19 protein-coding genes and 1 tRNA gene are annotated in these 26,891 nt (G+C 71.1%); 9 read left to right on the top strand and 11 right to left on the bottom strand.

All coding sequences use genetic code 11. From position 1 onward, the window contains the following. Nucleotides 1-46 precede the first annotated feature (46 nt). Complete coding sequence (pepN, locus tag ACFYUS_RS20330; RefSeq protein WP_388853594.1) at nt 47-2,530, top strand: aminopeptidase N; 2,484 nt, start codon at nt 47-49, stop codon at nt 2,528-2,530. A gap of 16 nt (nt 2,531-2,546) precedes the next feature. Here the strand turns inward: pepN and ACFYUS_RS20325 are convergent, their stop codons facing one another. Further along, nucleotides 2,547-3,437 (bottom strand): LysR family transcriptional regulator, encoded by an 891-nt coding sequence (locus ACFYUS_RS20325; protein ID WP_388853591.1) that lies wholly within the window; start codon nt 3,435-3,437, stop codon nt 2,547-2,549. Nucleotides 3,438-3,542: 105 nt separating this feature from the next. On the opposite strand from ACFYUS_RS20325, the gene ACFYUS_RS20320 reads away from it, so the two are divergent. The 4 genes from ACFYUS_RS20320 to ACFYUS_RS20305 all read left to right on the top strand — a co-directional run bounded on the left by ACFYUS_RS20320 (nt 3,543) and on the right by ACFYUS_RS20305 (nt 8,448). Next, nucleotides 3,543-3,920: a hypothetical protein gene (locus ACFYUS_RS20320; protein ID WP_388853588.1), complete on the top strand. Its 378-nt coding sequence runs from the start codon at nt 3,543-3,545 to the stop codon at nt 3,918-3,920. Then, complete coding sequence (locus ACFYUS_RS20315; RefSeq protein ID WP_388853585.1) at nt 3,913-5,529, top strand: multicopper oxidase family protein; 1,617 nt, start codon at nt 3,913-3,915, stop codon at nt 5,527-5,529. Before ACFYUS_RS20320 ends, ACFYUS_RS20315 begins: the two co-directional genes overlap by 8 nt. Nucleotides 5,530-5,668: 139 nt before the next feature. Beyond that, entirely contained in the window at nt 5,669-7,039 is a 1,371-nt protein-coding gene (locus ACFYUS_RS20310; RefSeq protein WP_388853582.1) for a pyridoxal phosphate-dependent decarboxylase family protein, read from the top strand. After that, nucleotides 7,036-8,448 (top strand): lysine N(6)-hydroxylase/L-ornithine N(5)-oxygenase family protein, encoded by a 1,413-nt coding sequence (locus ACFYUS_RS20305; protein WP_388853579.1) that lies wholly within the window; start codon nt 7,036-7,038, stop codon nt 8,446-8,448. Before ACFYUS_RS20310 ends, ACFYUS_RS20305 begins: the two co-directional genes overlap by 4 nt. A gap of 11 nt (nt 8,449-8,459) precedes the next feature. On the opposite strand, the gene ACFYUS_RS20300 is transcribed toward ACFYUS_RS20305, so the two are convergent. Then, on the bottom strand, nt 8,460-10,256 hold the full coding sequence (locus ACFYUS_RS20300; protein WP_388853577.1) for a bifunctional metallophosphatase/5'-nucleotidase: 1,797 nt from the start codon (nt 10,254-10,256) through the stop codon (nt 8,460-8,462). A 114-nt stretch (nt 10,257-10,370) separates the two neighbouring features. Between ACFYUS_RS20300 and ACFYUS_RS20295 the strand changes: the two genes are divergently transcribed. Both ACFYUS_RS20295 and pyk read left to right on the top strand, forming a co-directional pair. Then, the gene (locus ACFYUS_RS20295) at nt 10,371-11,054 is read left to right on the top strand and encodes an SIMPL domain-containing protein (RefSeq protein ID WP_388853575.1); all 684 of its coding nucleotides are present in this window, start codon (nt 10,371-10,373) and stop codon (nt 11,052-11,054) included. 146 nt (nt 11,055-11,200) lie between these two features. Continuing rightward, nucleotides 11,201-12,628: a pyruvate kinase gene (gene pyk / locus ACFYUS_RS20290; RefSeq protein ID WP_388853573.1), complete on the top strand. Its 1,428-nt coding sequence runs from the start codon at nt 11,201-11,203 to the stop codon at nt 12,626-12,628. Nucleotides 12,629-12,664: 36 nt separating this feature from the next. On the opposite strand, the gene ACFYUS_RS20285 is transcribed toward pyk, so the two are convergent. Continuing rightward, nucleotides 12,665-12,737: transfer RNA gene (locus ACFYUS_RS20285), tRNA-Leu, on the bottom strand. A 115-nt stretch (nt 12,738-12,852) separates the two neighbouring features. Between ACFYUS_RS20285 and ACFYUS_RS20280 the strand changes: the two genes are divergently transcribed. Beyond that, nucleotides 12,853-13,506 carry a response regulator gene (locus tag ACFYUS_RS20280; protein ID WP_309052391.1) on the top strand — a complete coding sequence of 218 codons (654 nt, stop codon included), beginning with the start codon at nt 12,853-12,855 and terminating at the stop codon, nt 13,504-13,506. A gap of 115 nt (nt 13,507-13,621) precedes the next feature. Here the strand turns inward: ACFYUS_RS20280 and ACFYUS_RS20275 are convergent, their stop codons facing one another. The 8 genes from ACFYUS_RS20275 to ACFYUS_RS20240 all read right to left on the bottom strand — a co-directional run bounded on the left by ACFYUS_RS20275 (nt 13,622) and on the right by ACFYUS_RS20240 (nt 24,051). Beyond that, the gene (locus tag ACFYUS_RS20275) at nt 13,622-14,338 is read right to left on the bottom strand and encodes an ABC transporter ATP-binding protein (protein ID WP_041128704.1); all 717 of its coding nucleotides are present in this window, start codon (nt 14,336-14,338) and stop codon (nt 13,622-13,624) included. After that, on the bottom strand, nt 14,335-15,501 hold the full coding sequence (locus ACFYUS_RS20270; protein WP_388853567.1) for an ABC transporter ATP-binding protein: 1,167 nt from the start codon (nt 15,499-15,501) through the stop codon (nt 14,335-14,337). The genes ACFYUS_RS20275 and ACFYUS_RS20270 overlap by 4 nt, the downstream gene beginning before the upstream one ends. A 3-nt stretch (nt 15,502-15,504) precedes the next feature. Then, complete coding sequence (locus ACFYUS_RS20265) at nt 15,505-17,340, bottom strand: branched-chain amino acid ABC transporter permease (RefSeq protein ID WP_388853564.1); 1,836 nt, start codon at nt 17,338-17,340, stop codon at nt 15,505-15,507. Nucleotides 17,341-17,345: 5 nt separating this feature from the next. Beyond that, nucleotides 17,346-18,275, bottom strand: a complete 930-nt coding sequence (locus ACFYUS_RS20260) for a branched-chain amino acid ABC transporter permease (protein WP_388853561.1) — start codon at nt 18,273-18,275, stop codon at nt 17,346-17,348. Nucleotides 18,276-18,377: 102 nt separating this feature from the next. Then, nucleotides 18,378-19,610, bottom strand: a complete 1,233-nt coding sequence (locus ACFYUS_RS20255; protein ID WP_388853558.1) for a branched-chain amino acid ABC transporter substrate-binding protein — start codon at nt 19,608-19,610, stop codon at nt 18,378-18,380. A 466-nt stretch (nt 19,611-20,076) separates the two neighbouring features. Then, nucleotides 20,077-20,958, bottom strand: coding sequence for a trypsin-like serine protease (locus ACFYUS_RS20250; RefSeq protein ID WP_388853555.1), 882 nt, complete (start codon nt 20,956-20,958; stop codon nt 20,077-20,079). Between the two features lie 265 nt (nt 20,959-21,223). After that, entirely contained in the window at nt 21,224-21,724 is a 501-nt protein-coding gene (locus tag ACFYUS_RS20245; protein WP_388853552.1) for a PaaI family thioesterase, read from the bottom strand. 44 nt (nt 21,725-21,768) lie between these two features. Then, entirely contained in the window at nt 21,769-24,051 is a 2,283-nt protein-coding gene (locus ACFYUS_RS20240; protein ID WP_388853549.1) for an FdhF/YdeP family oxidoreductase, read from the bottom strand. Between the two features lie 122 nt (nt 24,052-24,173). On the opposite strand from ACFYUS_RS20240, the gene polA reads away from it, so the two are divergent. Then, nucleotides 24,174-26,885, top strand: coding sequence for a DNA polymerase I (gene polA, locus ACFYUS_RS20235; protein ID WP_388853546.1), 2,712 nt, complete (start codon nt 24,174-24,176; stop codon nt 26,883-26,885). Nucleotides 26,886-26,891: the final 6 nt, after the last annotated feature.

The following is a 26,891-nucleotide window of genomic DNA, read 5'->3' as shown; positions in this document are numbered from 1 at the left end:
GACATCCCTGTACCGCTGGGGAAATCCATCAGGCAGCATGGCCCCCATGTCCGTACTGACGCGCGACGAAGCGCAGACCCGTGCCCAGCTCCTCGACGTCCACCACTACCGCGTGGACCTCGACCTCACCACCGGCGACGAGACCTTCGCGTCGCGCAGCCTCATCCGCTTCACGGCCCGCGCCGCGGGGGACACCTTCGTCGAGCTCAAGCCCGAGACCCTGCACTCCGCCCTCCTCGACGACGAGCCCCTCGACGTCACCGCCCTCTACGGCAACCGGCTCCCGCTGACCCTCACCGAGGGCGAGCACACCCTCGACATCAGCGCCACCATGCGGTACTCCCGCACCGGCGAGGGCATGCACCGCTTCACGGACCCCACCGACGGCGAGTCGTACGTCTACACCCAGCTCTTCATGGAGGACGTCCAGCGCGTCTTCGCCGGCTTCGACCAGCCCGACCTGAAGGCCGTCTTCGAGATGGGCGTCACCGCGCCCGAGGGCTGGACCGTCCTGTCCAACGGCATCACCGAGCAGCAGCCCGACGGCAGCTGGAAGGCCGCCGCCACCCCGCTGCTCTCCACCTACTTCGTCTGCGTCGCCGCCGGCCCCTTCCACAGCGTCCGCACCGAGCACGCCGGCCTGCCCTTCGGCATCCACTGCCGCCGCTCCCTCGCCGCCCACCTCGACGCCGACGCCGACGAGATCCTCGCCGTCACCAAGGCCTGCTACGACCGCTACCACGAGAAGTTCGACGAGCCGTACCCCTTCGACTCGTACGACCAGGCCTTCGTCCCCGAGTTCAACGCCGGCGCCATGGAGAACCCCGGACTCGTCACCTTCCGCGACGAGTTCGTCTTCCGCTCCGCCGTCACCGCCACCGAGCGGATGACCCGCGCCATGGTCATCGCGCACGAGATGGCCCACATGTGGTTCGGCGACCTCGTCACCCTCCGCTGGTGGGACGACATCTGGCTGAACGAGTCCTTCGCCGAGTACATGGGCTTCCAGACCGTCAACGAGGCCTGCTCCGACCTCTTCGCCGACACCTGGATCGACTTCGGCGTCACCCGCAAGGCCTGGGGGTACGAGGCCGACCAGCGGCCCTCCACCCACCCCGTCGCCCCCGACCCGGAAGCCGTCCCCGACACCGCCTCCGCACTCCTCAACTTCGACGGCATCTCCTACGCCAAGGGCGCCTCCGCCCTGCGCCAGCTCGTCGCCTGGCTCGGCGAGAAGGACTTCCTCGCCGGCATCAACATCCACTTCAAGCGCCACAAGTTCGGCAACGCCACCCTCGCCGACTTCATCGACAACCTCGCCGCCGCCACCGACCGCGACGTCCACGCCTGGGCCGAGCAGTGGCTCCGCACCACCGGCGTCGACACCCTCACCCCCCGCCTCGAGGGCGAGGGCACCCAGTGGCGGCTCCACGTCGACCGCGACGGCAGCCGCCCCCACCGGATCCAGGCCGGGATCTTCGACCGGCAGCCCGACGGCGCCCTCACCCTCCGCGAGCGCCGCGAGCTCGACGTCCCGCAGGAGGCGCCCGTCGAGCTGACCGGCCCCCGCCCCGCCCTCGTCGTCCTCAACGACGGCGACCTCACCTACACCAAGCTCCGCTTCGACGAGGTCTCCCTGGAGACCGTCCTGCGCGGCCTCTCCCGCATCCCCGACGCCCTCACCCGCGCCGTCGTCTGGAACGCGCTGCGCGACATGGTCCGCGACGGCGCGCTGGAGCCCTCCGCCTACCTGGAGACCGCCCTCGCCCACCTGCCCGAGGAGGACGAACTCGCCGTCGTCCAGGGCGTCCTGGGCTTCGCCCGCACCCAGATCGCCGACCGGTACGTCTCCGAGGGCGAGCGCCCCGCCGCCCTCGCCGCCATCGGTGAGATCGCCCGCGCCCTGCTCCGCCGCACCGAGGACGGCGAGGCCCCCGGGCTGCGCCTCACCGCCGTCCGCACCTGCGTCGACAGCGCCACCACCCCCGACAAGATCGCCTCCTGGCTCGACGAGGGCACCGTCCACGGCGGCCCCGAGCTCGACCCCGAGCTGCGCTGGAGGATCCTCGCCCGGCTCGCCGTCCTCGGCGCCACCGACGAGACCGTGATCGCCGCCGAACTGGAACGGGACCCGAGCGCCACCGGCCAGGAAGGCGCGGCCCGCTGCCGCGCCGCCCTCCCGGACCCGGAGGCGAAGGAGGCGGCCTGGGCTGCGATGTTCTCCTCCGACGACCTCTCCAACTACCTCTTCACCGCCACCGCCCAGGGCTTCTGGCAGCCCGAACAGGCCGAGCTCGTACGGGAGTACGTGCCGCGCTTCTACGAGGCGGCCATCGCGCTCGGCGACCGCCGGGGCCCCGCCATGGCCGAGGCCGCCGGCCGCTACGCCTTCCCCGCGTACGCGATCGACGCCGACTCCCTGGCCCTGGGCGACCGCCACCTCGCGGACGACCGGATGATCCCGGCCCTCCACCGCAAGCTGGTCGACCAGCTGGACGACCTGCGCCGCGCACTGCGCGTCCGCGGCTGAGGCGTACCGGGACCGTCTAGACCGGTCCTCCCGACCAGTCCCAGCCGGTGAGCGCCGCGTGCATCAGGCGCGCGGCGCCCGTGGGAGGACTGTCGGCGTGCCGGAGCAGGGTGAGGACGCGCCGGCAGTCCGGGCTGTCGACGGATATCCAGGCCACGGGGGCGCGGGTGGCGCTGCGCCGGGCCATGTCCGGGATGAGACCGATGCCGAGCCCCGCGGCGACCAGGATCGCGGTGGCGCTCGGCTCGTCGCCCTCGCAGACGATCCGCGGGGGAGCGAGGCCGTCCCCCGCGAAGAGCCGGTCGAGGAGCCGGCGCTGCCAGTGCCCCCGGCGGGTGGCGACGAAGGACTCGCCGGCGAGTTCGCCGACGGTCACCGAGGAGCGGCCCGCCAGCGGGTGGCCGAGCGGCGCGACCACCCACACCTCCTCGTCGAGCAGCCGCACCGCCTCCAGGCCCTCGGGCGGGTACGGCTGCGAGGCGACGCAGAGGTCCACCTCCTGGGTGCGCAGACCGCGGGCCATCTCCTCGGCGCCCATCTGGTGCAGTTCGACCTCGACCGAGGGGTGGGCCCGCTTGAACGCCCCGAGCGGCCCGGTCAGGGTGAGGAAGGTCTCCGAGGCCAGCCGTACCGTGCCGGACTCCCCGCCCGTGAGGGCCGCGACGGCCCGCCGTCCCGCGTCGAGCTCCCCGAGGGAGCGCTCGACGTACCGGAGGAAGACCTTCCCCGCCTCGTTCAGCCGGAGCCGGCCGACCCGGTCGAACAGAGGTGCGCCCAGTTCGCTCTCCAGCCGGGCTATGGTGCGGCTCAAGGACGGCTGGGCAACGTGGAGTTCCTCGGCCGCCCGGCTGAGGTGCTCAAGGCGGGCCACGACGACGAATTGCCCGAGCGCGTGGAGATCCATCATGCCCCCAGGGGCATGGCCCCATAGCGATATCGATCTTGGACAGATTATCGCCGGGGACATAGCGTCATGAGCGTTCCGCGCCGACAACGAGGGGAAGAGCGCGTCATGTTGAGAGGTGTGTGGCGGGGCATCGTCACCGTGCACGTGCTGGCGATCCTCGGTCAGCCGGTGTTCGCCGGTGTCTATCTGAGCGGCGACTTCGACGGCCTGGGCATGCACGCGGCGGGCGCCAACGCCGTCGCCACGCTCGCCCTCGTCCAGCTCGTCGTCGCGATCGTGATCTGGGTACGGCTGCGCCGCTCCTGGCCCTTCTATGTCAGCTTGGCGCTCGTGGCCGCCGAGATGACGCAGTACACCGCGGGACTGGCCGGGCTGCTGTGGCTGCACATCCCCCTGGGCGTGTTCACCATCGCCGCCGTCGTCCTGCTGTTCGCCGCGACCTGGCTGCGGCCGCTGGAGCGCAAGGAGACCGTCGATGCCTGACCTGACGAGGCGCCGGGTCCTCGGCATCGGCGGCGCGCTGGGAGCGATGGCGGCCACCGGCCTCACCGTCGGCGCCGTGCTCTCCCGCAGCCCCGCCGCCACCGGAGCCGAACTCCGCAGCGCCGTACCGCTGCCGCCGCCCTTCAAGGTGCCGCTGCCGCTCCCCGCCGTCCTGAAGCCGGTCTCCACGTCCGGCCGCGCGGACCGCTACGAGATCGTCCAGCGCGAGGCGACCGCCGAGATCCTGCCCGGCGTCAGGACACGGCTGTGGACGTACGGGGGCACCTTCCCCGGCCCCACGATCGAATCGCGCCGCGGCCGCCCGGTCACCGTCTCCCACCGCAACGAACTGCCCGTGCCGACCGTCGTGCACCTGCACGGCGGACGCACCCCGGCGGCCTCGGACGGCTACCCGACGGACCTGGTGCTGCCCGCGGGCTGGGGCGGCCAGGAGGGCGGTCACGGCGGCGGCCACGGCGGCGGTCACGGGTCCGGTCACGGCGGCATGCACGACCCCCAGGCGGTGACGACCGACCTGACCAGGGACTACACCTTCCCGCTCGAACAGCGGCCGACGCTGCTCTGGTACCACGACCACCGCATGGACTTCACCGCCCCGGCGATCTGGCGGGGCCTCGCCGGCATGCACATCGTGCGCGACGACGCCGAGGAGGCCCTCGGGCTGCCCGCCGGGCCGCGCGAACTGCCCCTCATGATCGCGGACCGCGCCTTCGCCGCCGACGGCAGCCTCGACTACCCCTCCCTCGACCCCACCCTGCGCGACCGCCCCGGCGTCCAGGAGCCCTACCTCGCCGGCGTCCTCGGCGACGTCATCCTCGTCAACGGCGCCCCCTGGCCCGTCCACGAGGTCGACGCGGCCCGCTACCGGCTGCGCCTCCTGAACGCGTCGAACGCCCGGCACTACGAGCTGGAGTTCGTCGACGAAGGCGACGGGCGCACGGTCGAGTTCGTCCAGATCGGCGCCGACCAGGGCCTGCTCGCGGCACCGGTGAAGCACTCCTCCCTGCCCGTCGCCCCGGCCGAACGCTACGACCTGGTCGTCGACTTCTCGCGCTTCCCCGTCGGCACCCTCGTCAAGCTCGTCAACCGCCTGGGCTCCGGGCGCACGCGCGACGTGATGGCCTTCCGGGTCGCCCGCAAGGCCGCCGACGACAGCCGCGTCCCCTCCCGCCTCTCGACCGACCTCCCGACCTGGCGCCGCTCCGACGCCGTCCGCGTCCGCGACTTCTCCTTCCGCGCCGGACGCATGGGCGAGGACAGCAGGCACGGCTGGCTCATCGGCGGAAAGCCCTTCGACCCGGCCCGCTCCGACGTGACCGTCCGCCTCGGCGACGTGGAGATCTGGCGCCTCGTCGCCGACGTCCACCACCCCGTCCACCTCCACCTCACCGGCTTCCGCATCCTCTCCCGGGGCACCAAGGACCCCCTCCCGCACGACGGCGGCCTCAAGGACACCATCTCCCTCCGCCCCGGCGAATCCGCCGAGATCATCACCCGCTGGGAGGGCTACCGCGGCCGCTACCTCTTCCACTGCCACAACGCGGAACACGAGGACATGGGCATGATGGCCAACCTCCAAGTGACGTAAGGACACCGCCCGTCGTGGGCGCCGCCCCGCCGGGCGGCGCCCGCCCCCGCTCCGGAAGCACACGCCCGACGTCCCTCGTTCGGGTCACGTCGACGGACTCCCCGGACAACGCCCCGCACGCCCCGGCACCCTGTCGTCCATGCGTGCCGCACCCCCACCCCTCGCCGCCGACCCCACCGCCCTGAGCCGTCTGCTCGGCATCACCCTGGACGCGCTCCAGGAAGGAGCGCAGGCCAGGGGCGGGCCGCTGCCGGCCGGGGGGCCGGAGGCGGTGGCACGCCGGATCGGGGCCCTCGGAGCCGTACTGCCCGAGACCGGCACCGGGCCGGACGAGGCGCTGAGGACCCTCGCCCGGGCCCTCGCGGAAGGGGCCGCGGATCCCGCCCACCCCCGGTGCGCCGCCCATCTCCACACCCCGCCCCTCGCGCTCGCCGCGGCCGCCGACCTGGCCGCCTCCGCGCTGAACCCGTCCATGGACTCGTGGGACCAGGCGCCGGCGGCCTCCGCCCTGGAGGCGGAGGTGACGGCGGCCCTGGCGGCCGAGCTCTTCCCCGGGGCGGAAGCGCCCGACGCGCTCGTCACCACCGGCGGCACCGAGTCCAACCAGCTGGCGCTGCTCCTGGCCCGGGAGCGGCACGGCGCGGGACTGCGGATCGTCGTCGGCGCCAACGCCCATCACTCCTTCCGCCGCGCCGCCTGGCTCCTGGGCCTGCCCGAGCCGGTCACCCTGCCCACCCCCGGCGGCACGCTGGACCCGGCCGCCCTCACCGAAGCCCTGGCCGGAGGGACGGGCCCCGTCCTCGTCGCCGCCACCGCCGGCACCACCGACGAGGGCCTGATCGACCCGCTGCCCGCGATCGCGGACGTCTGCGCCGCCCGGGGCGCGGAGCTGCACGTGGACGCCGCGTACGGCGGGCCCGTCCTCTTCAGCCGTACCCACCGCCCCCTCCTCGACGGCCTCGACCGGGCCCGCACCGTCACCGTCGACCTGCACAAACTCGGCTGGCAGCCCGCCGCCGCGGGACTCCTCGCCGTACGCGACACCGCCGACCTCGCCGTCCTCGGCCACACCGCCGACTATCTGAACGCCGACGACGACACCGGGGCCGGCCTCCCCGACCTCCTCGGCCGCTCCCTGCGCACCACCCGCCGCCCCGACGTCCTCAAGACCGCGGTCACGCTCCGGGCCCTCGGCCGCGCCGGGCTCGGCGCGCTCGTCGACACCTGCATGGACCTCGCCCAGGACCTCGCCGACCAGGTGGAGAAGGCCCCCGGCCTCGACCTCAGGGGCCGGCCCGTCCTCACCACCGTCCTCTTCCGGCCCACCGCCGCCGACGACGGGACCGTCGCGGCGATCCGCCGCACCCTCCTCGCCGAGGGCCGCGCGGTCCTCGGCCGGGCGACGGCCGACGGCCGCCTCTGGCTCAAGGCCACCCTGCTCAACCCCCACACCACCCCCGGCGATCTCGCAGAGATCCTCACCCTCGTGGAAGGCAGCGCGCACCGATGACCGGCAGCACCCCCCAGCAGGACCTCGACCAGCCCCACGACCTGGTGGGCGTCGGCATCGGCCCCTTCAACCTCTCGCTCGCCGCCCTCGCGCACGGCGTCCCCGGCGGCCTCGCCGCCACCTTCTACGAGCAGCGGCCGGCCTTCCGGTGGCACCCGGGGCTCCTCCTCGACGGCGCCACCCTCCAGGTCCCCTTCCTCGCCGACCTGGTGACCCTCGCCGACCCGGCCAGCCCCTGGACCTTCCTCAACTACCTGAAGAGCCGCGAGCGCCTCTTCCCCTTCTACTTCGCCGAGAAGTTCCACATCCAGCGCGCCGAGTACGACGCCTACTGCCGCTGGGTCAGCGAGCGGCTCCCCGGACTCCGCTTCGGCCACCAGGTCGACTCGGTCCGCTGGAACCCCGAACGGCGCCTCTTCGAGGTCGACTTCACCCAGGTCGACCCGGAGGGCGAGGCCGAGGCCCTGGGCCGCGCCTACACCCGGAACGTCGTCCTGGGCGTCGGCACCGAGCCGTACGTCCCCGAGCCGCTCCGCCCGCTCGCCGACGCCCCCGGCGTCCCGGTGATCCACTCCGCCGACTACCTGACCCACCGCGAGACGCTCCTGCGCGCCGGGCACGTCACCGTGATCGGCTCCGGCCAGTCCGGCGCCGAGGTCTTCCTCGACCTGCTCCGGGCCCGCCCCGCCGGAGCCGAGAGGATCCACTGGCTGGCCCGCACCGAGGCCTTCGCCCCCATGGAGTACTCCAAGCTCGGCCTGGAGCACTTCACCCCCGACTACACCCGCTACTTCCACGCCCTGCCCGAGCCCGTGCGCGGTGAACTCATGCCCCGGCAGTGGCAGTTGCACAAGGGGATCGACGCGGAGACCATCGCCGCCGTCCACGACGAGCTCTACCGCCGCACCCTGCACGGCGGCTGGCCCGACGCCGTCCTCACCCCCGGCGTCCGGGTCCGCACCGCCGGCCGGGTCGCCACCACCCAGGTCGAACTGCACCTGGAGCACGTGCAGCAGGGCACCCGCTCCCGGCTCACCACCGACGCCGTCGTCCTGGCGACCGGCTACCGGGAGCGCCCGGTGGACCGGATGCTCGCCGGACTCGACCCGTACCTGCGGCACGACTCCGCCGGGCGCCCCCGCGTCGACGAGCGCTACCGCCTGGTCCTCGACCCCTCCGTCACCGGCTCCGTGTACGTCCAGAACGCCGAGCGCCACACCCACGGCGTCGGCGCCCCCGACCTGGGCCTCGCGGCCTGGCGCAGCGCGGTCATCCTCAACGCGGTCACCGGCAAGGAGCCGTACCCGCTGCCGCGCCGCACCGCCTTCACCAGCTTCGGCCTGGAGAAGCGAGAGGCGCCGAGCATCCCGGCCCAGAGCCAGAAGCTGACGCCTCTCGTGCAGCAGTAGGAACGTACGGGCTAGAAGACCGGCACGCCGTCCCGGGTCAGCTTCCAGTCCACCGACGCGAAGGTGCCCGGGTCGACGGTCCCCTTGGCCTTCACCCACTGGATGATGGTGTTGCGGATCTCGTCCGAGTTCGCCCACAGCTGCTGGGCCTTGGCCACGTGCGGGAACGCGCCGCCGCCGCTGGCCCGGTAGTTGTTCACCGCGAGGACGAACTGCGCGGCCGGGTCGAGCGGCTCGCCCTGGAAGGACAGGCCGGTGATCCGCTGCCCGACCGGCTTGGCGATGTCGATGCCGTACGTCAGACCGGACACGGCGTCGTAGTTGTAGTCCGGGGTGGCGTCCGCGTTGGTGAGCTTCGCGGTGTCGACGGGCGCGCCCGCCGGCGTCTGGACGTAGTACTTCGCCGAGTACTCCAGGTAGTCCTTCAGCTGGGCGCCCGTCATCAGGCGGGCCTCCAGGGTGTTCTCGAAGGGGTACAGGCCGGCGGCGTCCTTGATGCTGATCTCGCCGGCCGGGATCCGGGCCGTGCGGGAGAAGCAGGAGGCCTGCGAGAGCACCGGCAGACCGGCGTACGCGCCGCCCGCGAGGGCCGCCTTCACCGTCTCGGCCTGGACGACGTTGATCAGGTCGATGATCGGCTCGTCCTTCCACGGCGCGTCGGCCGTGGTCATGGCCGCCGTGGAGGTGCCGATGACCTGGTTGACGTACGCGACGACCTTCTTGTGCTCGTCCGCGAGCAGGCCGGTGATCTCCGGGTCCTCGGCGACCGTGTTGGAGTTGAGGACCTGCGCGCCGGACTTCTCGACCACCCAGCGGCCCTTCTCCCACACCAGGTCGAAGGAGAAGAGGGTGAGGCGCTGGCCCCACTTCAGCGGCTCGGAGAGCACGACCTCCTTGCCGGTCTCCTTGTTGGCGATCCGGTACTCGGGGATCTCGGTGTGCGCGTGGCCGACGAGGATCGCGTCGATGCCGGGCACCTGCTCGGCGACGAGACCGGCCGCGTTCTCGACGTACGGGAGCTGGTCACCGTACGAGGAGGTGCCGGAGGAGCCGGAGTGCGCCGAGACGATCACGACGTCCGCGCCCATGGAGCGCAGCTTCGGCACCCACTTCGCGGCCTGCTCCTCCAGGCCGGGGAAGACCATCTTGCCGGTGACGTTGGCCTTGTCCCAGATGGCGATGCCCGGGTTGGTCAGGCCGAGGACCGCGACCTTGACGTCCTTGCCGTGCGGGGTGCGCAGGCAGTGGATGCTGTACGGGGCGAAGGCCGGGCGCAGGGTCTTGGCGTCGAGCGCGTTGGCGCCGAGCAGCGGGAAGTCGCACTGCTCCTCGAACTTGCGGAGCACCGGGATGCCGTAGTTGAACTCGTGGTTGCCGAGCGCGGCGGCGTCGTAGCCGATGGCGTTCATGGCCTGGGCCATCGGGTGGACCGGGCCGCCGGTCTGGGTGATCGGGTCGACCTTGGCGTAGTAGTAGGACAGCTGGGTGCCCTGGATGGTGTCGCCGGCGTCGATGAGGAGGGTGTTCTCCTCGCCCTTCTCCGCGCGGACCTGGTTGACCAGGGTGGAGATCTTGGCGAGACCGACGTCGTTGTGGGCCTTGTCGTCGAACTCCTTGTCCGTGAAGTAGTCCCAGTTGAAGACGTTGCCGTGCAGGTCGGTGGTGCCCATCACGGTGAACGAGTACCGCTTGGCCGGCCGGGGGCGGGCTTCGTGGGCCTCGGCCGGGGCGGCGACCCCGGCGGTGAGAGCGACTCCGGCTCCGACGGCGGCGGAGTTGCCCAAGAAGGCCCGGCGGTTCAGCGGCATGTGGTTCTCCCCATTGATTCGGCGCCTGCCATGGCGCACAACGCGCGTAGATTCTGGCTCAGAAGGCACTGTCGCAACAGACCTTTCGGGTTACGGAGTGGGAAAGTGTTCGGTATGACACATCCCCACCCCACCCCCGACGCGCCGCAGGTGACGGTCCGTGGCGAAGGACGCCTGGAGGTCGAGCCGGAGTTCGCCCGGATCTGGGTGACCGTCTCGGCGCGGGGCACGGACCGCGCCGAGACGCTCGCGGACCTCACCCGCCGCAACGCGCGGGTGCTCGACCTGGTCAAGGCGCACGGCGACGCGGTCCAGAAGCTGGAGACGGGCAGTCTCTCCCTCTCCCCGGAGCTGACCCGGAAGGGGCGCGGGGAGCGGGTGCACGCCTATACGGGACGGGTGCGGGTGACGGCCGAGCTGACCGACTTCACCGCGCTCGGCGAGCTGGTGACCCGGCTCGCGGACCTGGAGATGACGAGCGTCGACGGCCCGTGGTGGGACCTGCGGCCGGCCTCTCCGGCGTACGCGGAGGCGCGCCGGCTCGCGATCGAGGAGGCGGTGCAGCGGGCGCGCGCCTACGCCGAGGCGCTCGGCACCTCGCTCGCCTCACTCCTCGAACTGTCGGACGCGGGTCTCGCCGAGCCCCCGAGACCGAGGCGCGGCGGCTTCGGCGCCAGGGCGGTGGCCTACGCGGCGGAGGCGGTCGGGGAGGCGCCGCCACTGGACCTCGAACCGCAGCGGCAGACGGTGACGGCCGAGGTCGTGGCGCGGTTCACGATGCGCCCGCCCGCACTCTGAGACGGTCGCCCGGGGGGCGCGAAAATCGCTCATCGGAGCGAGCCGGCGCACAGATTCAAGACTTGTCAACAGCCTTTCACGTAAAGGTTGTTGGACGGTCATGCCGAGCCAACTTCCTACTGGTGGGTAAGGCCTAGGCTCGCCTCATGCGCCGAGCGAAAATCGTTTGTACCCTTGGGCCCGCCACCGAAACATACGACCAGATCAAGGCGTTGGTCGAGGCCGGAATGGACGTGGCCCGCTTCAATCTCAGCCACGGCAGCTATGCCGACCACGAGAAGCGTTATCAGCACGTCCGCGAGGCCGCCGACGAGACCGGCCGCAGCGTCGGTGTCCTCGCCGACCTTCAAGGCCCGAAGATCCGCCTCGGACGCTTCCGTGAGGGACCCGTACTCCTTGAACGCGGCGACGAGTTCACCATCACCGTCGAGCCGATGGAGGGCGACCGCCACGGCTGCGGCACGACCTACTCCGGACTCGCCGGGGACGTGACCCCGGGCGAGCGCATCCTCGTCGACGACGGCCGCGTCACCCTGGAGGTCACCTCCGTCGACGGCCCGCGCGTGCGCACCCGCGTGATCGAGGGCGGCATGGTCTCCGACCACAAGGGCCTCAACCTGCCCGGGGTCGCCGTCTCCGTCCCGGCCCTCTCCGAGAAGGACATCGAGGACCTGCGCTGGGCGCTGAACATCGGCGCCGACGTCATCGCCCTCTCCTTCGTCCGCAGCGCCCGGGACATCGACGACGTCCACCGCGTCATGGACGAGGAGGGCCGCCGGCTCCCCGTCATCGCCAAGATCGAGAAGCCGCAGGCCGTCGAGAACATCGAGGAGATCGTCGCCGCCTTCGACGGCATCATGGTCGCCCGTGGCGACCTGGGCGTCGAGATGCCCCTGGAGCAGGTGCCGATCGTCCAGAAGCGCGCGGTGAAACTGGCCAAGCGCAACGCCAAGCCGGTCATCGTCGCCACCCAGATGCTCGACTCGATGATCGACAACTCCCGCCCCACGCGCGCCGAGGCGAGCGACGTGGCGAACGCGGTCATCGACGGCACCGACGCCGTGATGCTCTCCGGCGAGACCAGCGTCGGCCGCTTCCCGATCGAGACGGTCCGCACCATGAGCCGGATCGTCGAGGCCGCGGAGGAGGACATCCTCGCCAAGGGCCTCCCGCCGCTGACCGAGCGGAACAAGCCCCGCACCCAGGGCGGTGCCGTGGCCCGCGCGGCCGCCGAGATGGGCGACTTCCTGGGCGCCAAGTTCCTCGTGGCCTTCACCCAGTCCGGCGACACGGTCAAGCGGCTCTCCCGCTACCGCTCACCGATCCCGCTGCTCGCCTTCACCCCGGACCCGGCGACCCGCTCCCAGCTCAACCTCACCTGGGGCGTCGAGACCTTCCTCGGCCCGCACGTCGACTCCACGGACGCGATGGTGGCCCAGGTGGACGAGGAACTGCTCAGGATCGGCCGCTGCGAGCCGGGAGACATCGTGGTCATCACGGCGGGCTCCCCGCCGGGCGTCGCGGGCTCGACGAACCTGGTCCGTGTCCATCACATCGGCGATCCACTCGCCTAGAGGCCACGGTCTTAAAGCTTGGAATCGAAGGTAAAGTGCCCCGGGTGGGATTCGAACCCACGCTGTATGGTGTTTGAGACCACTGCCTCTTCCGCTGGGCTACCGGGGCATCCTTCGAAACGAAGGTCGGTGATCACCCGCCGTGCCCCTACCTTACAGGAGGTAGGTAGGCTCATGGGGAGCTGTATCCGCCTCGGAACGAGGCCATCGAACGAGGAGCCCGCGTGACCGCCCCCGAGTCGCCCCAGCCCGCCGACGACGCCGAGGCGTCGCACGTTCCGCCGCTGACGACCCGTGTCGTCATCGCCGAGGACGAGGCCCTGATCCGCCTCGACCTCAAAGAGATGCTGGAGGAAGAGGGCTACACGGTCGTCGGCGAGGCCGGAGACGGCGCCACGGCCGTCGAGCTCGCCCGCGAGCACCGCCCCGACCTCGTCATCCTCGATGTGAAGATGCCCGTCCTCGACGGCATCTCCGCCGCCGAGAAGATCGCCGGCGAGTCCATCGCCCCGGTCCTCATGCTGACCGCCTTCTCGCAGCGCGAGCTCGTCGAGCGGGCCCGGGACGCCGGCGCCATGGCGTACCTGGTGAAGCCGTTCAGCAAGAGCGACGTGGTGCCGGCCATCGAGATGGCCGTCTCCCGCTTCGCCGAGCTCCGCGCCCTGGAGAAGGAGGTCGCCGACCTCTCCCAGCGCCTGGAGACCCGCAAGCTCGTCGACCGCGCCAAGTCGATCCTGCAGACCCAGTACGGGCTGACGGAGCCGGCGGCCTTCCGCTGGATCCAGAAGACCTCGATGGACCGCCGCATGTCGATGCAGCAGGTCGCCGAGGCCGTCATCGAGGACGCCGAGGAGAAGAAGGCGGCCAAGGGGCAGTAACCGCCCCCGTTTCCGTACGCACGAGAAGGCCCGCTTTTCCGTACACGGCCCGCGTTTCCCCGCACGAGAAGGCCCGCCCCACGACCTTGTGGGGCGGGCCTTCCGTTCGTGGTGCTCAGTCCTCGCCGAGGTACGCCTTGCGGACGGACTCGTCGTGGAGCAGGTTCTGCCCCGTACCGGAGAGCACGATCTTGCCGATCTCCATGACGTGACCGTGGTCCGCCAGGGCGAGCGCGGCCTGGGCGTTCTGCTCGACGAGCAGGATCGTGGTGCCCTGGGCCTTCAGCTCGGCGATCGTCGCCATGATCTTCTGCATCATGATCGGCGAGAGACCCATGGAGGGCTCGTCGAGCATGAGCAGCTTCGGCTGGGACATCAGCGCCCGCCCCATCGCGAGCATCTGCTGCTCACCGCCGGAGAGCGTGCCGGCGGCCTGCTTGCGACGCTCGCCCAGGATCGGGAAGAGGTCGTAGGCGCGCTGGACGTCCTTGGCGATGCCGGCGGAGTCCTTCCGGAGGAAGGCGCCGAGGAGGAGGTTCTCCTCGATCGTCATCCGGGGGAAGATGTGCCGGCCCTCGGGGGAGTGGGCCAGACCCAGCGAGACGATCTTGTGCGCGGGGATCTTGCGGAGGGACTTGCCCTCGAACTTGATCTGGCCGCCGACCGGCTTGAGGAGCCCGGAGAGGGTCCGCAGGGTGGTGGTCTTGCCGGCGCCGTTGGTGCCGATGAGGGTGACGACCTCACCGGCGTCGACGGAGAAGGAGATGCCCTTGACGGCCTCGATCTTTCCGTAGGCGACGCGCAGGTCCTCGACTTCGAGCAGTGCGGTCATGCGTCGTTCTCCTTGCCCGAAGCAGGGTCGTGCGGGGTCTCCTCCGAGGGCTCCTCGTCGGTGTCTTCGTCGGCGGGAGCCTCGTCGGCGGGAGCCTCGTCGGCGGGAGCCTCGGGGGTCTCGCCGTCGGCCGGAGCCTCGTCGGCCGGGGCCTCGTCGGCCGGAGCCTCAGGGGTCTCCTCGGCTTCTTCGGCCTCGTCGGCTTCTGGAGCCTCAGGGGCCTCGTCGTCCTCGGAGGGCTCGGTGTCCTCCTCGGCCTCCGGGGCCTCAGGGGCCTCGTCGGCCGAGGCCGCGGGGGTCTCCGGGCCCTCCTCCGAGACCTCCTCGGCGGCGACAGCCGCAGTCGCGGCCGCCTCGACCGGCTCGCCCAGGTACGCGGCGATGACCCGCTCGTCGCCCTGGACGGTCGCGCTGTCGCCCTCGATCAGCTTCTGGCCCTGGACGAGCACGGCGACCCGGTCGCAGAGGTTGAAGATGAACCGCATGTCGTGCTCGATGACGAGCACGGCGATGCCCATGTCCCGGATCTTGAAGATGAGTTCCTCCGCCGCCCGCGTCTCCTGCGGGTTCATGCCGGCGGTGGGCTCGTCGAGCAGGATCAGACCGGGGTCGCTCGCGAGGGCGCGGGCGATCTCCAGCTTGCGCTGCTCTCCGTACGGGAGGTTCTTGGCGAGGTGCTGCGCCTTGTCCTGGAGGCCGATGAACTCCAGGAGCTCCATGGCCCGCTCGGCGGCCTCGGCCTCGGCCTTCTTGAAGCCCGGCAGGCGGAGCAGCGCGGACCAGAGGCCCTGCTTCATCCGGGTGTGGCGTCCGACGAGGACGTTCTCCAGGACGGTCATGTTGTGGAAGAGCCGGATGTTCTGGAACGTCCGGGCGATGCCCGCGTCGGTGACCTTGAAGGACGTGGGCGGCAGGACCGTGCCCTTGTACCGGACTTCGCCCTCGGTGGGGACGTAGAGACCGGTGAGGCAGTTGAAGAAGGTGGTCTTGCCGGCGCCGTTGGGGCCGATGAGACCGACGATCTCGCCGCTGTTCACGGTGAGGTTCACATCGCGTACGGCGGTGAGGCCGCCGAACCGCATGGTGACCCCGCGGGCGTCGAGGACGGTCTCGCGGGCGGCCGGCTCGGTGGTGGCCTCGGCCTTGTTGGTGGTGGTCGTCATGGTTCAGGCACCTGCCTTGACGGGCGTGGCGGGCGTCTCGTCGTTCTCGTGGAACTCCAGCTGGTTGCGCCGGTTGGCGATCATGCCCTCCGGGCGGAAGCGCATGAGCAGGATCAGCGCGACGCCGAAGGCGAGGAGCTGGTACTCGCCCATGAACTGGAGCTTGTTGGGGATGAGGAAGAGCAGGGACGCGCCGACCAGCGGACCGCTCATGGTGCCCATGCCGCCGAGGACGACGGCCGCGAGCAGGAAGGCGGAGTTGGGCGGGATGGGACCGGCGAAGAGGTACTGCTCCGGGGTCACCGTGTAGGTGACGTGGGCCTGCACGGTGCCGGCGAGACCGGCGAGCGAGGCGCCGAGCGCGAAGGCGATGAGCTTGACCCGGAAGCCGTTGATGCCCATGGCGAGCGCGGCGGTCTCGTCCTCGCGGATGGCGACCCAGGCGCGGCCGATGCGGGAGTCGCCGCTGCGCCGGAAGACCAGCACGACGACCGCCATGATCAGCAGCATCAGGAAGAAGTAGTTGGCGAAGCGGCCGATGGTGAAGCCGGCGATGCTGTGCTCCGCGCCGAAGTCGAACCCGAGGATGTCGAGGTTCGGGATGGACGCGATGCCGTTGGCGCCGTTGGTGATGTCGGGGCCGGAGGTGCCGTCGGCGTTGTTCACCGCGATGCGGAAGATCTCACCGAAACCGAGGGTGACGATGGCGAGGTAGTCGCCGCGCAGTCGCAGGGTCGGGGCGCCGATGAGGACACCGAAGACCAGGGACGCGGCCGCGCCGACCAGGATCGCCGCCCAGAAGGGGAGGTGCAGGCCGACCGGGGAGGTCGGGGCGCCGGAGACGAGGGCGGCCGCGTAGGCGCCGACGCCGAGGAAGGCGACGTAACCGAGGTCGAGGAGACCCGCGAGGCCGACGACGATGTTCAGGCCCAGGGCGACCGTGGCGAAGATCAGGATGTAGACGCCGAGCGTCGCGTACTGGTCGTCGGTCTGGGTGAAGGGGAAGAGCGCCGCGGCGATGAACGCGCCCGCGATGGACAGGTTCTGGTGCTTGCCGGTGAGCTGCGTGGCCTGCGCCATGAGGCCCGACTTGTTGACCGCCGCGAAGCCGAGGCCGGTCGTGATCAGGAAGCCGAGGAACTGCTCGTCGTACTCGGTGCCGACACCGTAGGTGAAGACGCCGAGCGCCACCGCGAGGACGCCCGCGATGATCAGGATCTCGACGGCCGAGTTCATGGCGGGCAGCTTGCGCACGGGACCGCCGGCGAAGGAGGCCTTGAAGGTGGCCCAGCCGTTGCTGCACCGGTGCTTGAACTGGTCCCAGCCGGTGTCCTCCGGGTCCACGGGCAGCAGCTGCGGCCGCTCGAAGGGGAGGGCGAAGGCGCCGAGGAGGGCGAGCAGGGTGGCGAGCGCGACGACGGCGCCGCCCGGCTCCAGGTTGACCGGTCCGCCGAGCTCGATGCTGATCGCGCCGACGGTGAACCAGGCGATCGCGAAGTTGGCGAGCGCGGCGAGCTTGAGGGCGCCGTAGCCGTCGGCCGGGGTCAGCCAGCGGGTGCCCTTGACGCCGTACGCGGAGAGCGCGAAGAGCGTGGTGAGCAGGCCGGTGACCAGGACCTGGAGCTGGAGGCCGCCCGGGTAGCCGTAGACCGTGAGGTCACCCGGGAAGCGGGTGGTCCAGGTCCAGGAGAGGAAGCAGCTGGCGAGGGTGAGGACGCCGCCGCCCAGGGCGAGCGGCCGGGCGATCCCGGCCGGGATGAAGCCGATGAGGCCGGTCGCCTCGGCCGGAGCGGCCGCGGAGGCGGCGGGTGCCTCGGGGTTCTCGGAGATGGTGGTCATGTTGCTCACGCCCTGTCCGCGACGCGCTCGCCGAGCAGGCCTTGCGGCCGGGCGAGGAGTACGACGATGAGGAGTACGAAGGCCCAGACGTCGGCCCAGGACTGGCCGCCGAGCTGCTGCATGCCGGGGATGTGGGCGATGTACGCCGTCGCCATGGTCTCGGCGATGCCGAGGACGAGTCCGCCGATCATGGCGCCGTAGATGTTGCCGATGCCGCCGAGGACCGCGGCCGTGAAGGCCTTGAGTCCGAGGAGGAAGCCCATCTTGTAGTCGACGACGCCGTACTTGAGGCCGTAGGCGACGGCGCCGACCGCGGCGAACGCGGCGCCGAGGGCGAACGCGATCACGATGATCCGGTCCGTGTTGACGCCCATGAGCTTCGCGGTGTCCGGGTCCTGCGCGGTGGCCTGCATGCCGCGGCCGACACGGGTGCGCATGACGAAGAAGGCGAGGAAGGCCATGCAGATCGGGGCGGCGATCAGAAGGAAGACGTCACCGGTCTGGATGGTGACCGGTCCGAGCTCGATCGGGCCGCCGGGGATCTGCGGGAAGGTCCTGGCGGACTTCGCCTCCGGGTACAGGGACCAGACGGCCTGCTGCAGGGCGAGCGAGAGACCGATGGCGGTGATGAGCGGGGCGAGGCGGGGGCCACCGCGCAGCGGGCGGTAGGCCAGGCGTTCGGCGCCGACGGCTATCGTCGTCGCGACGAGTATGGCTCCGATGAGCATGAGGGGCAGCGCGATCCACATCGTGGTGCCGCCGGGCAGGATGAGCCAGACCGTGAGCGCCCCGAAGCCGCCGGTCATGAAGATCTCGCCATGGGCGAAGTTGATGAGCTGGACGATGCCGTAGACCATCGTGTAGCCGACGGCGACCAGCCCGTACATGGATCCCAGTAGCAGGCCGTTGACCAGCTGCTGCGGCAGTTCGTTCACCGCATTGTCCTCCGAGACTTTCGACGGATGTGACACCGCGCGGGGAGCCTGTGTGGCGCCCCCGCGCGGTGAAGGTGGTGCTGAGTGGGTGGGGCTTGAGGATCAGCCGCCGAAGGTGCCGGACTTGACGGGCTTGTAGGCGCCGCCGGTGACCTTGTAGACGGTCAGCTGCTTGTTGGTGGTGTCACCGAACTCGTCGAAGGCGACCGAACCGGTCACGCCCTCGAAGGAGACGCCCTGCATGGCCTCGACGACCTTGGCGCGCTCGGGGAGCTTGCCGCCGTTGCCCTCGACGGCCTTCTTGACGGCCTCGATGATCGCCCAGGTGGAGTCGTAGGCGTAGCCGCCGTAGGCCTCGTAGGCCTCCTTGTAGTTCTCGGCCTTGTAGTTGGCCAGGAACTCCTTGGCGGAGGCGAGCTCCTCGATCGGCGCGCCGACCGAGGTGGCGATGTCGCCCTCGGCCGAGGCCGGGCTGGCGAGCTTCACGTACTCGGGGCTGAAGATCGCGTCGCCGCCGACGACGGTGACCTTCGCGCCGGCCGCCTTGATCTGCTTGGCCAGCGGGCCGGCGGCGGGGTACTCGCCACCGTAGTAGACGACCTCGGCACCGGAGCTCTTCACCTGGGTGGCGACCGCGGAGAAGTCCTTGGTGTCCGGGTTGATGTGCTGGGTGCCGACGACCTTGCCGCCGAGCTTCTCGAACTCGCCCTTGAAGGTGCCCGCGAGGCCGGCGCCGTAGGTCTTCTTGTCGTCGATGATGAACGCCTTGGTCTTCTTGGCGTCCTTGAAGACGTACTGGGCCGCGAACGGGCCCTGGATGGCGTCGGTGGTGGCGGTGCGGAAGTACGACTTGTAGCCGCGCTTCTTGTCGCCGGAGGCCCAGTTCGGGCCCTGGGACAGCGACGGGTTGGTGTTGGCCGGGGAGACCTGCACCAGCTTCGCGTCGTCGAAGACCTTCTGCATGGACTCGGCGACACCGGAGTTCAGCGGGCCGACGACGCCGAGGACGGTCTTGTCGGCGACGAACTTCGTCGCGTTCTGCTGGCCGGAGGAGGGCTGCGCCTGGTCGTCCAGGGAGTCCAGCTTGAAGGTCACGCCCTTGACGTAGTTCTTCTTGTTGGCCGTCTTGACCGCGAGGTCGGCGGAGTTCTTGATGCCGAGGCCGAGGGCGGACAGCTCACCCGTGAGGGGCGCGTCGAGACCGATGGTCACGGTGACGTTGCCGTTGTCGCCGTTCTCGGCGCCGCCCTTGTCGTCACGCGATCCACAGGCGGTGAGCGTGAGCGCTCCAGCGGTGACCGCGGTGGTGAGTATGAGCAACGAACGGTTTCGCACGAAGGGTCCTTTCCCTGGCGCGGCCCCCTCGGACAGAGGCGGTGCCGTGAAGCTGCGGAGCGAGGGGTGCCGTTTTGGTACGCCGGGCCGTACTGGGGTTGGTACAGGGCCGTGCAGTAGGACGCGCCCGGCGGCGCGGTGACTGGCCGTGACTCTAAGCGCAGGTGGGGAGGGTCGGGGAGCGGCGAGGGAAGGATGTGACTGTCTTGTTATGCCGACGGGGAAAGAGTGTGCGCGCCGGGTGGGAAAACCGGGGCATTAGGGCCCGTAATGCAGTGTTCACATAGTGAGAACGCGCAGTTCCGCTAAGGGGCTTGAGCGTTTCTTGGTCCTGTCGCGCCCCTCGCGCCACTCTCCGGATATCGGACACTGGCAGAAAGCTGAGCGGACGAAACCGATCGTCCGCTCGGCCCGGTTCTCCCGCGTACGAAGATCACGGAGAGTGACAGAGGTCGGAGCGGTGGCGTCAGGGGAGCTGGACGAACGGCTTCAGGAAGTCACGCGCGCCGGGAGTGTCCAGCCGATAGGTCACATTGGTCGCGTAGCACGGCGTATCGCCGGTGATCGTGGTCGACACCAGGGTGAGCTTCCCCTTCAGCGTGGCGAAGTTGGGGCCGCCCGAGTCGCCGTAGCAGGCGCCGCCGTTCCCCTGGGGCGCGGTCATGCCGAGCCGGATCCAGGCGTTGTTGAGCGCGTTGAACGACACCGGGGCCTTCATGCGGACGCCGCCGCCCGGGTGCGTCTGCCCGCCCGGACCGCGCTCCGCCTCCTCGGTGCCGAAACCGGCGACGAGGAACGAGGTGTCGTTCAGCCCCTGCGGGCCGAGCGCGTCGAGGGCGCCCGCCTCGGGGAGCGTCGCCGGGGTGAAGGACCAGCGGGCCTTCACGGCGGAGGCGGGCAGCTCGATCACCGAGATGTCGTGCCGGTCGGAGGCCGGGCCGGGGTACGCGGGGTGGGTGTGGGCGGTGCCCTCGACGGCCACGCTCCGGGCCTGGGCGGCCGGGTCGCCCGGGTGTGCGGCCGCCGCCCGGTCCAGGCCGGCCTGGACGTCCTGGTCGAGCGACACGTAGAAGCGGACGTTCGCCGGCCAGTCGGTGGTGCAGTGCGCCGCGGTCAGGAACGTGTCCGCGTCGACCATGGTGCCGGAGCAGACCCAGTCGACGCGGTCGGGAGTCGCCGGGTCGTCGTCGTTGTCCCAGGTCGCGACGAGCGCACCGACCTCGGTGCGCTCGGGGGCCGGGGTCGCGTTGTACGAGTTGATCGCCGTGGCCGGAATCGCGGTGGCGAGAACGGCGGCACAGGCGGCGGCGGTGACGGTGGTCAGCGCGGTGGTGCGAACGGCGGTCACGAAGAACCCCTCGGTGTGTGAGTGGATCGGGTGTTCTCCTGTGGGGGAGGTTCGCCAGTGAAGCGGCTGGAGCCGCGCGGGGCAAGAGGGTCCGGATATACGGGAGTTGATACGCAAACGGCGCGGCGCGGGACGATCGAATCGTCCCGCGCCGCGCCGTTGACACCGACGGCTCATGGGCCGCACGGCCCGGGCTCCGGGCCCTGACCTCGGCCCGTGGGGCTCGGGTCCTGGTCCGTGGGGTTCAGGCTTCGGCCCTTGAGGCTCAGGCCTCGGCTCGGCCCGCCTCCGGCAGGTTGCCCGAGTCGCTGGGGTTGATGTCCCGGAGCAGACAGGTCAGCCGCGCCGAGCACACCCGCTTGCCCTGCTCGTCGCTGATCACGATCTCGTACGTGGCGGTGGACCGCCCGCGGTGCACCGGGGTCGCCACACCGGTCACCAGACCGCTGCGCACCCCGCGGTGGTGGGTGCAGTTCAGGTCGACGCCGACGGCGATCTTCGAGACCCCGCCGTGCAGCATCGAGCCGACGGAGCCCAGCGTCTCGGCGAGCACCGCCGACGCGCCGCCGTGCAGCAGCCCGTACGGCTGGGTGTTGCCCTCCACCGGCATGGTGCCGACGACCCGCTCGGCCGAGGCCTCCACGATCTGCACGCCCATCCGGTTCCCGAGGTGCCCGGCCGAGAAGAGCGCCGGGAGGTCGACGCCGAGCGTCGCGTACTCGTCGATGACCTCCTGCGGGAACTTCACGTGCTGCTGCTCACCCATGGGCCCGGCTCCGTCCGTCGCTCTCTCGTCGCCTGAGCAAACGCTTAGGCGGACTGCGATTGTTCCAGACGCACGATCACGGACTTGCTGGCGGGGGTGTTGCTGATGTCCGCCGTCGACTCCAGCGGCACCAGCACGTTCGTCTCCGGGTAGTAGGCCGCCGCGCACCCCCGGGACGTCGGGTAGTGCACCACCCGGAAGCCGGGCGCCCGCCGCTCGGTGCCGTCCGTCCACTCGCTGACCAGATCCGCGTACGCCCCGTCCGCGAGGCCGAAGGCCGCCGCGTCCTCGGGGTGCACGAGCACGACCCGGCGGCCGCCCTTGATCCCCCGGTAGCGGTCGTCGAGGCCGTAGATCGTGGTGTTGTACTGGTCGTGCGAGCGCAGTGTCTGCAGCAGCAGGCGGCCCTCGGGCACCCTCGGGTACTCGACGGGGGCGGCCGTGAAGTTGGCCTTGCCGGTCTTCGTGGGGAAGCGGCGCTCGTCGCGCGGGCCGTGCGGCAGGGCGAAGCCGCCCGGGTTCGCCGCGAGGCGGGCGTTGAAGTCCTGGAAACCGGGCACCACGCGCGCGATGCGGTCGCGGATCCGGGCGTAGTCCGCCTCGAACTCCTCCCAGGGCGTGGCCGACGCGTCGCCGAGGACGGCCCGGGCCATCCGCGCCACGATCGCCGGCTCGGACAGCAGGTGCGGGCTCGCCGGCGGCAGGTTGCCCCGGGAGGCGTGCACCAGGCTCATCGAGTCCTCGACCGTCACGAACTGCCGGCCGCTCTTCTGCACGTCCTTGTCGGTGCGGCCGAGCGTCGGCAGGATCAGCGCGCGCGTGCCCGTCACCGCGTGCGAGCGGTTCAGCTTCGTCGACACGTGCACGGTCAGCCGCGCGTTCCGCATCGCCGCCTCCGTCACCTCCGTGTCGGGCGTCGCCCCCACGAAGTTGCCGCCCATCGCGAAGAACACCTTCGCCTCGCCGTCGCGCAGCGCCTGGATCGAGCGCACCACGTCGAAGCCGTGGTGGCGCGGCGAGACGATCCCGAACTCCTTGTCCAGGGCGTCGAGGAAGGCGGGCGCGGGGCGCTCGAAGATGCCCATCGTGCGGTCGCCCTGCACGTTCGAATGGCCGCGCACCGGGCACACGCCGGCGCCCGGACGGCCGATGTTCCCCCGCAGCAGCAGGAAGTTGACCACTTCGCGGATGGTCGGCACCGAGTGCTTGTGCTGGGTGAGGCCCATCGCCCAGCAGACGATCGTCCGCTCCGAGGCGAGCACCATCTCCAGGGCCCGCTCGATCTCGGACCGCTTCAGACCGGTCGCGGCGAGCGTCTCGTCCCAGTCGGCCGTCCGCGCCGCCGCAGCGAACTCCTCGTACCCGTGGGTGTGTTCGCGTACGAACTCCTCGTCGACCGCCCCGGCCGTCTCCAGGACCAGCTTGTTGAGGAGCCGGAAGAGGGCCTGGTCGCCGCCGATCCGGATCTGCAGGAAGAGGTCCGTGAGCGCCGCGCCCCTGAGCATGCCCTGCGGGGTCTGCGGGTTCTTGAAGCGCTCCAGGCCCGCCTCCGGCAGCGGGTTCACCGAGATGATCCGCGCGCCGGCCGCCTTCGCCTTCTCCAGGGCCGAGAGCATGCGCGGGTGGTTCGTGCCCGGGTTCTGCCCGGCCACGATGATCAGGTCCGCCCGGTGCAGGTCCTCCAGGGAGACACTGCCCTTGCCTATGCCTATGGTCTCCGTCAGCGCCGAGCCCGAGGACTCGTGGCACATGTTGGAACAGTCCGGCAGGTTGTTCGTGCCGAACTCGCGGGCGAAGAGCTGGAGCAGGAACGCCGCCTCGTTGCTCGTCCGCCCCGAGGTGTAGAAGAGAGCCTCGTCGGGCGAGCCCAGGGCCCGCAGCTCCTCCGCGATGATCGCGAAGGCCCGCTCCCAGCTCACCGGCTCGTACCGCTCGCCGCCCTCCGGCAGGAGCATCGGCTGCGTGATCCGGCCCTGCTGGCCCAGCCAGTACCCGCTGCGGGTCGCCAGGTCCGCCACCGGGTGCGCGGCGAAGAACTCCGGGGTCACCCGGCGCAGCGTCGCCTCCTCGGCGACCGCCTTCGCGCCGTTCTCGCAGAACTCGGCCACATGCCGCTTGTCACCCTCCGGCCAGGCGCAGCCGGGACAGTCGAAGCCGTCCTTCTGATTGACCTTGAGCAGGGTCCGCGCGGTGCGCGCCAGACCCATCTGCTCCTGCGCGATCCGCAGGGTGTGCCCGATGGCGGGCAGGCCGGCTGCGGCATGCTGCGGCGGCGTGACCTGCGGTGCGTCCTGGACCGGGTCACCGGCCGGCGGCTTGCTGACCATCGCGCTCTCCCTTGAGCGGTAATCCTGTGGCGTACGCCTTCGATCCTGTCACGCGGCACCGACAGCCCGGCACCCCGACCGGTGTGGACGGGATTGTCAGTGGGCCGTGGCAGGATCGTCCCGTGGCAGAGACAGCATCGAAGAACCCCGCAGACACCCGCCCCCGCCTGCTCCTCATGGACGGGCACTCGCTCGCGTACCGGGCGTTCTTCGCGCTGCCCGCGGAGAACTTCACCACCGCGACCGGACAGCCGACGAACGCGATCTACGGATTCGCCTCGATGCTGGCGAACACGCTCCGCGACGAGGCGCCCACCCACTTCGCGGTCGCGTTCGACGTGTCCCGCAAGACCTGGCGCTCCGAGGAGTTCCCGGAGTACAAGGCGAACCGCTCGAAGACCCCCGACGAGTTCAAGGGGCAGGTCGAGCTGATCGGCGAGCTCCTCGACGCGATGCACGCGCCGCGCTTCGCCGTCGACGGCTTCGAGGCCGACGACGTCATCGCCACCCTCGCCACCCAGGCCGAGGCCGAGGGCTTCGAGGTCCTCATCGTCACCGGCGACCGGGACTCCTTCCAGCTCGTCACCGACCACACCACCGTGCTCTACCCCACCAAGGGCGTCTCCGAGCTCACCCGCTTCACCCCGGAGAAGGTCCAGGAGAAGTACGGCCTGAGCCCCTCGCAGTACCCCGACTTCGCGGCCCTGCGCGGCGACCCGTCCGACAACCTGCCGGGCATCCCCGGCGTCGGCGAGAAGACCGCGGCCAAGTGGATCACCCAGTTCGGCTCCTTCGCCGAGCTCGTCGAGCGCGCCGAGGAGGTCAAGGGCAAGGCCGGGCAGAACTTCCGCGACCACCTGGAGTCGGTCAAGCTCAACCGCCGCCTGACCGAGATGGTCCGGGACGTCGAGCTGCCGAAGACCGTCACGGAGCTCGCCCGCGAGCCGTACGACCGCGCGGCCGTCGCCCTCGTCCTCGACACCCTGGAGATCCGCAACCCCTCGCTGCGCGAGCGGCTCCTCGCCGTCGACCCGGGCTCCGCCGAGGAGGCCGCCCCGGCCCCCGCCGCGGGCGTCGAGCTCGACTTCACCGTCCTCGGCGCCGGCGAGCTCGCGCCCTGGCTCGCCGAGCACGGCACCGAACCCCTCGGCATCGCCACCGTCGACAGCTGGTCCCTCGGCACCGGGAACGTCGCCGAGATCGCCCTCGCCGCCGCCGGGGGAGCCGCCGCCTGGTTCGACCCCAGCACCCTCGACGAGGCCGACGAGCAGGCCTGGGCCGCGTGGATCTCCGACCCCGACCGGCCGAAGACCATGCACAACGCCAAGGGCGCCATGCGGGTCTTCCCCGAGCACGGCTGGTCCATCGCGGGCGTCACCATGGACACCGCCCTCGCCGCCTACCTGGTCAAGCCCGGCCGGCGCTCCTTCGCCCTCGACGCCCTCACCGTCGAGTACCTCGGCCGCGAGCTCGCCCCGGCGGCCGCCGCCGACGGCCAGCTCGCCTTCGGCGCCGACGACACCGCCGAGGCCGAGGCCCTCATGAGCCAGGCGCGGGCCGTCCTCGACCTCGGCGAGGCCTTCGAGGAGCGGCTCGCCGAGGTCGGCGCCCGCGAGCTCCTCCACGAGGTCGAGCTCCCCACCTCCGTCCTCCTCGCCCGCCTGGAGCGGCACGGCATCGCCGCCGACCGCGACCACCTGGAGGCCATGGAGCAGCAGTTCGCCGGTGCCGTGCAGCAGGCCGTGAAGGAGGCCCACGCCTCCGTCGGCCACGAGTTCAACCTCGGCTCGCCCAAGCAGCTCCAGGAGGTCTTCTTCGGCGAGCTGAACCTGCCGAAGACCAAGAAGACCAAGACCGGATACACGACGGACGCCGACGCGCTCCAGTGGCTGGCCGGCCAGACCGAGCACGAACTCCCGGTGATCATGCTCCGCCACCGCGAGCAGGCCCGCCTGCGCTCCACGGTCGAGGGCCTGATCAAGACGGTCGCGGCGGACGGCCGCATCCACACCACCTTCAGCCAGACGGTGGCCGCGACCGGCCGCCTCTCCTCGACCGACCCGAACCTGCAGAACGTGCCGGTGCGGACGGACGAGGGCCGCGCCATCCGGCACGGCTTCGTCGTCGGCGAGGGCTTCGAGGCCCTCATGACCGCCGACTACAGCCAGATCGAGCTGCGCGTCATGGCCCACCTCTCCGAGGACGAGGGCCTCATCGAGGCCTTCGCCTCCGGCGAGGACCTGCACACCACCGTCGCCTCCCAGGTCTTCGGCGTCGAGCGGTCCGCCGTCGACGCGGAGATGCGCCGCAAGATCAAGGCCATGTCGTACGGCCTGGCCTACGGCCTGTCGGCGTTCGGCCTCGCGCAGCAGCTCAGCATCGACCCGGGCGAGGCCCGCGGCCTGATGGACACCTACTTCGAGCGCTTCGGCGGGGTGCGGGACTACCTGCGGCGCATCGTCGACGAGGCCCGCGCCACGGGGTACACCGAGACGATGCTGGGCCGCCGCCGCTACCTCCCGGACCTCAACAGCGACAACCGCCAGCGCCGCGAGGCCGCCGAACGCATGGCGCTCAACGCCCCCATCCAGGGCACGGCCGCGGACATCGTCAAGGTCGCCATGCTGAACGTCGACCGGGCGCTCACCGGGGCGGGCCTCTCCTCCCGGATGCTCCTCCAGGTCCACGACGAAATCGTCCTCGAACTCGCCCCCGGCGAGCGCGAGCAGGTCGAAGCCCTCGTCCGCGAGCAGATGTCCGCCGCCGCCGACCTCCGCGCCCCCCTGGACGTCTCGGTGGGCGTAGGCCCGAACTGGGACTCGGCAGCCCACTGACCCCCC

The organism is Streptomyces sp. NPDC004284 (genome assembly GCF_042874035.1).
GTDB lineage: Bacteria > Actinomycetota > Actinomycetes > Streptomycetales > Streptomycetaceae > Streptomyces.
This window is presented reverse-complemented; position numbering and strand designations above follow the sequence as displayed.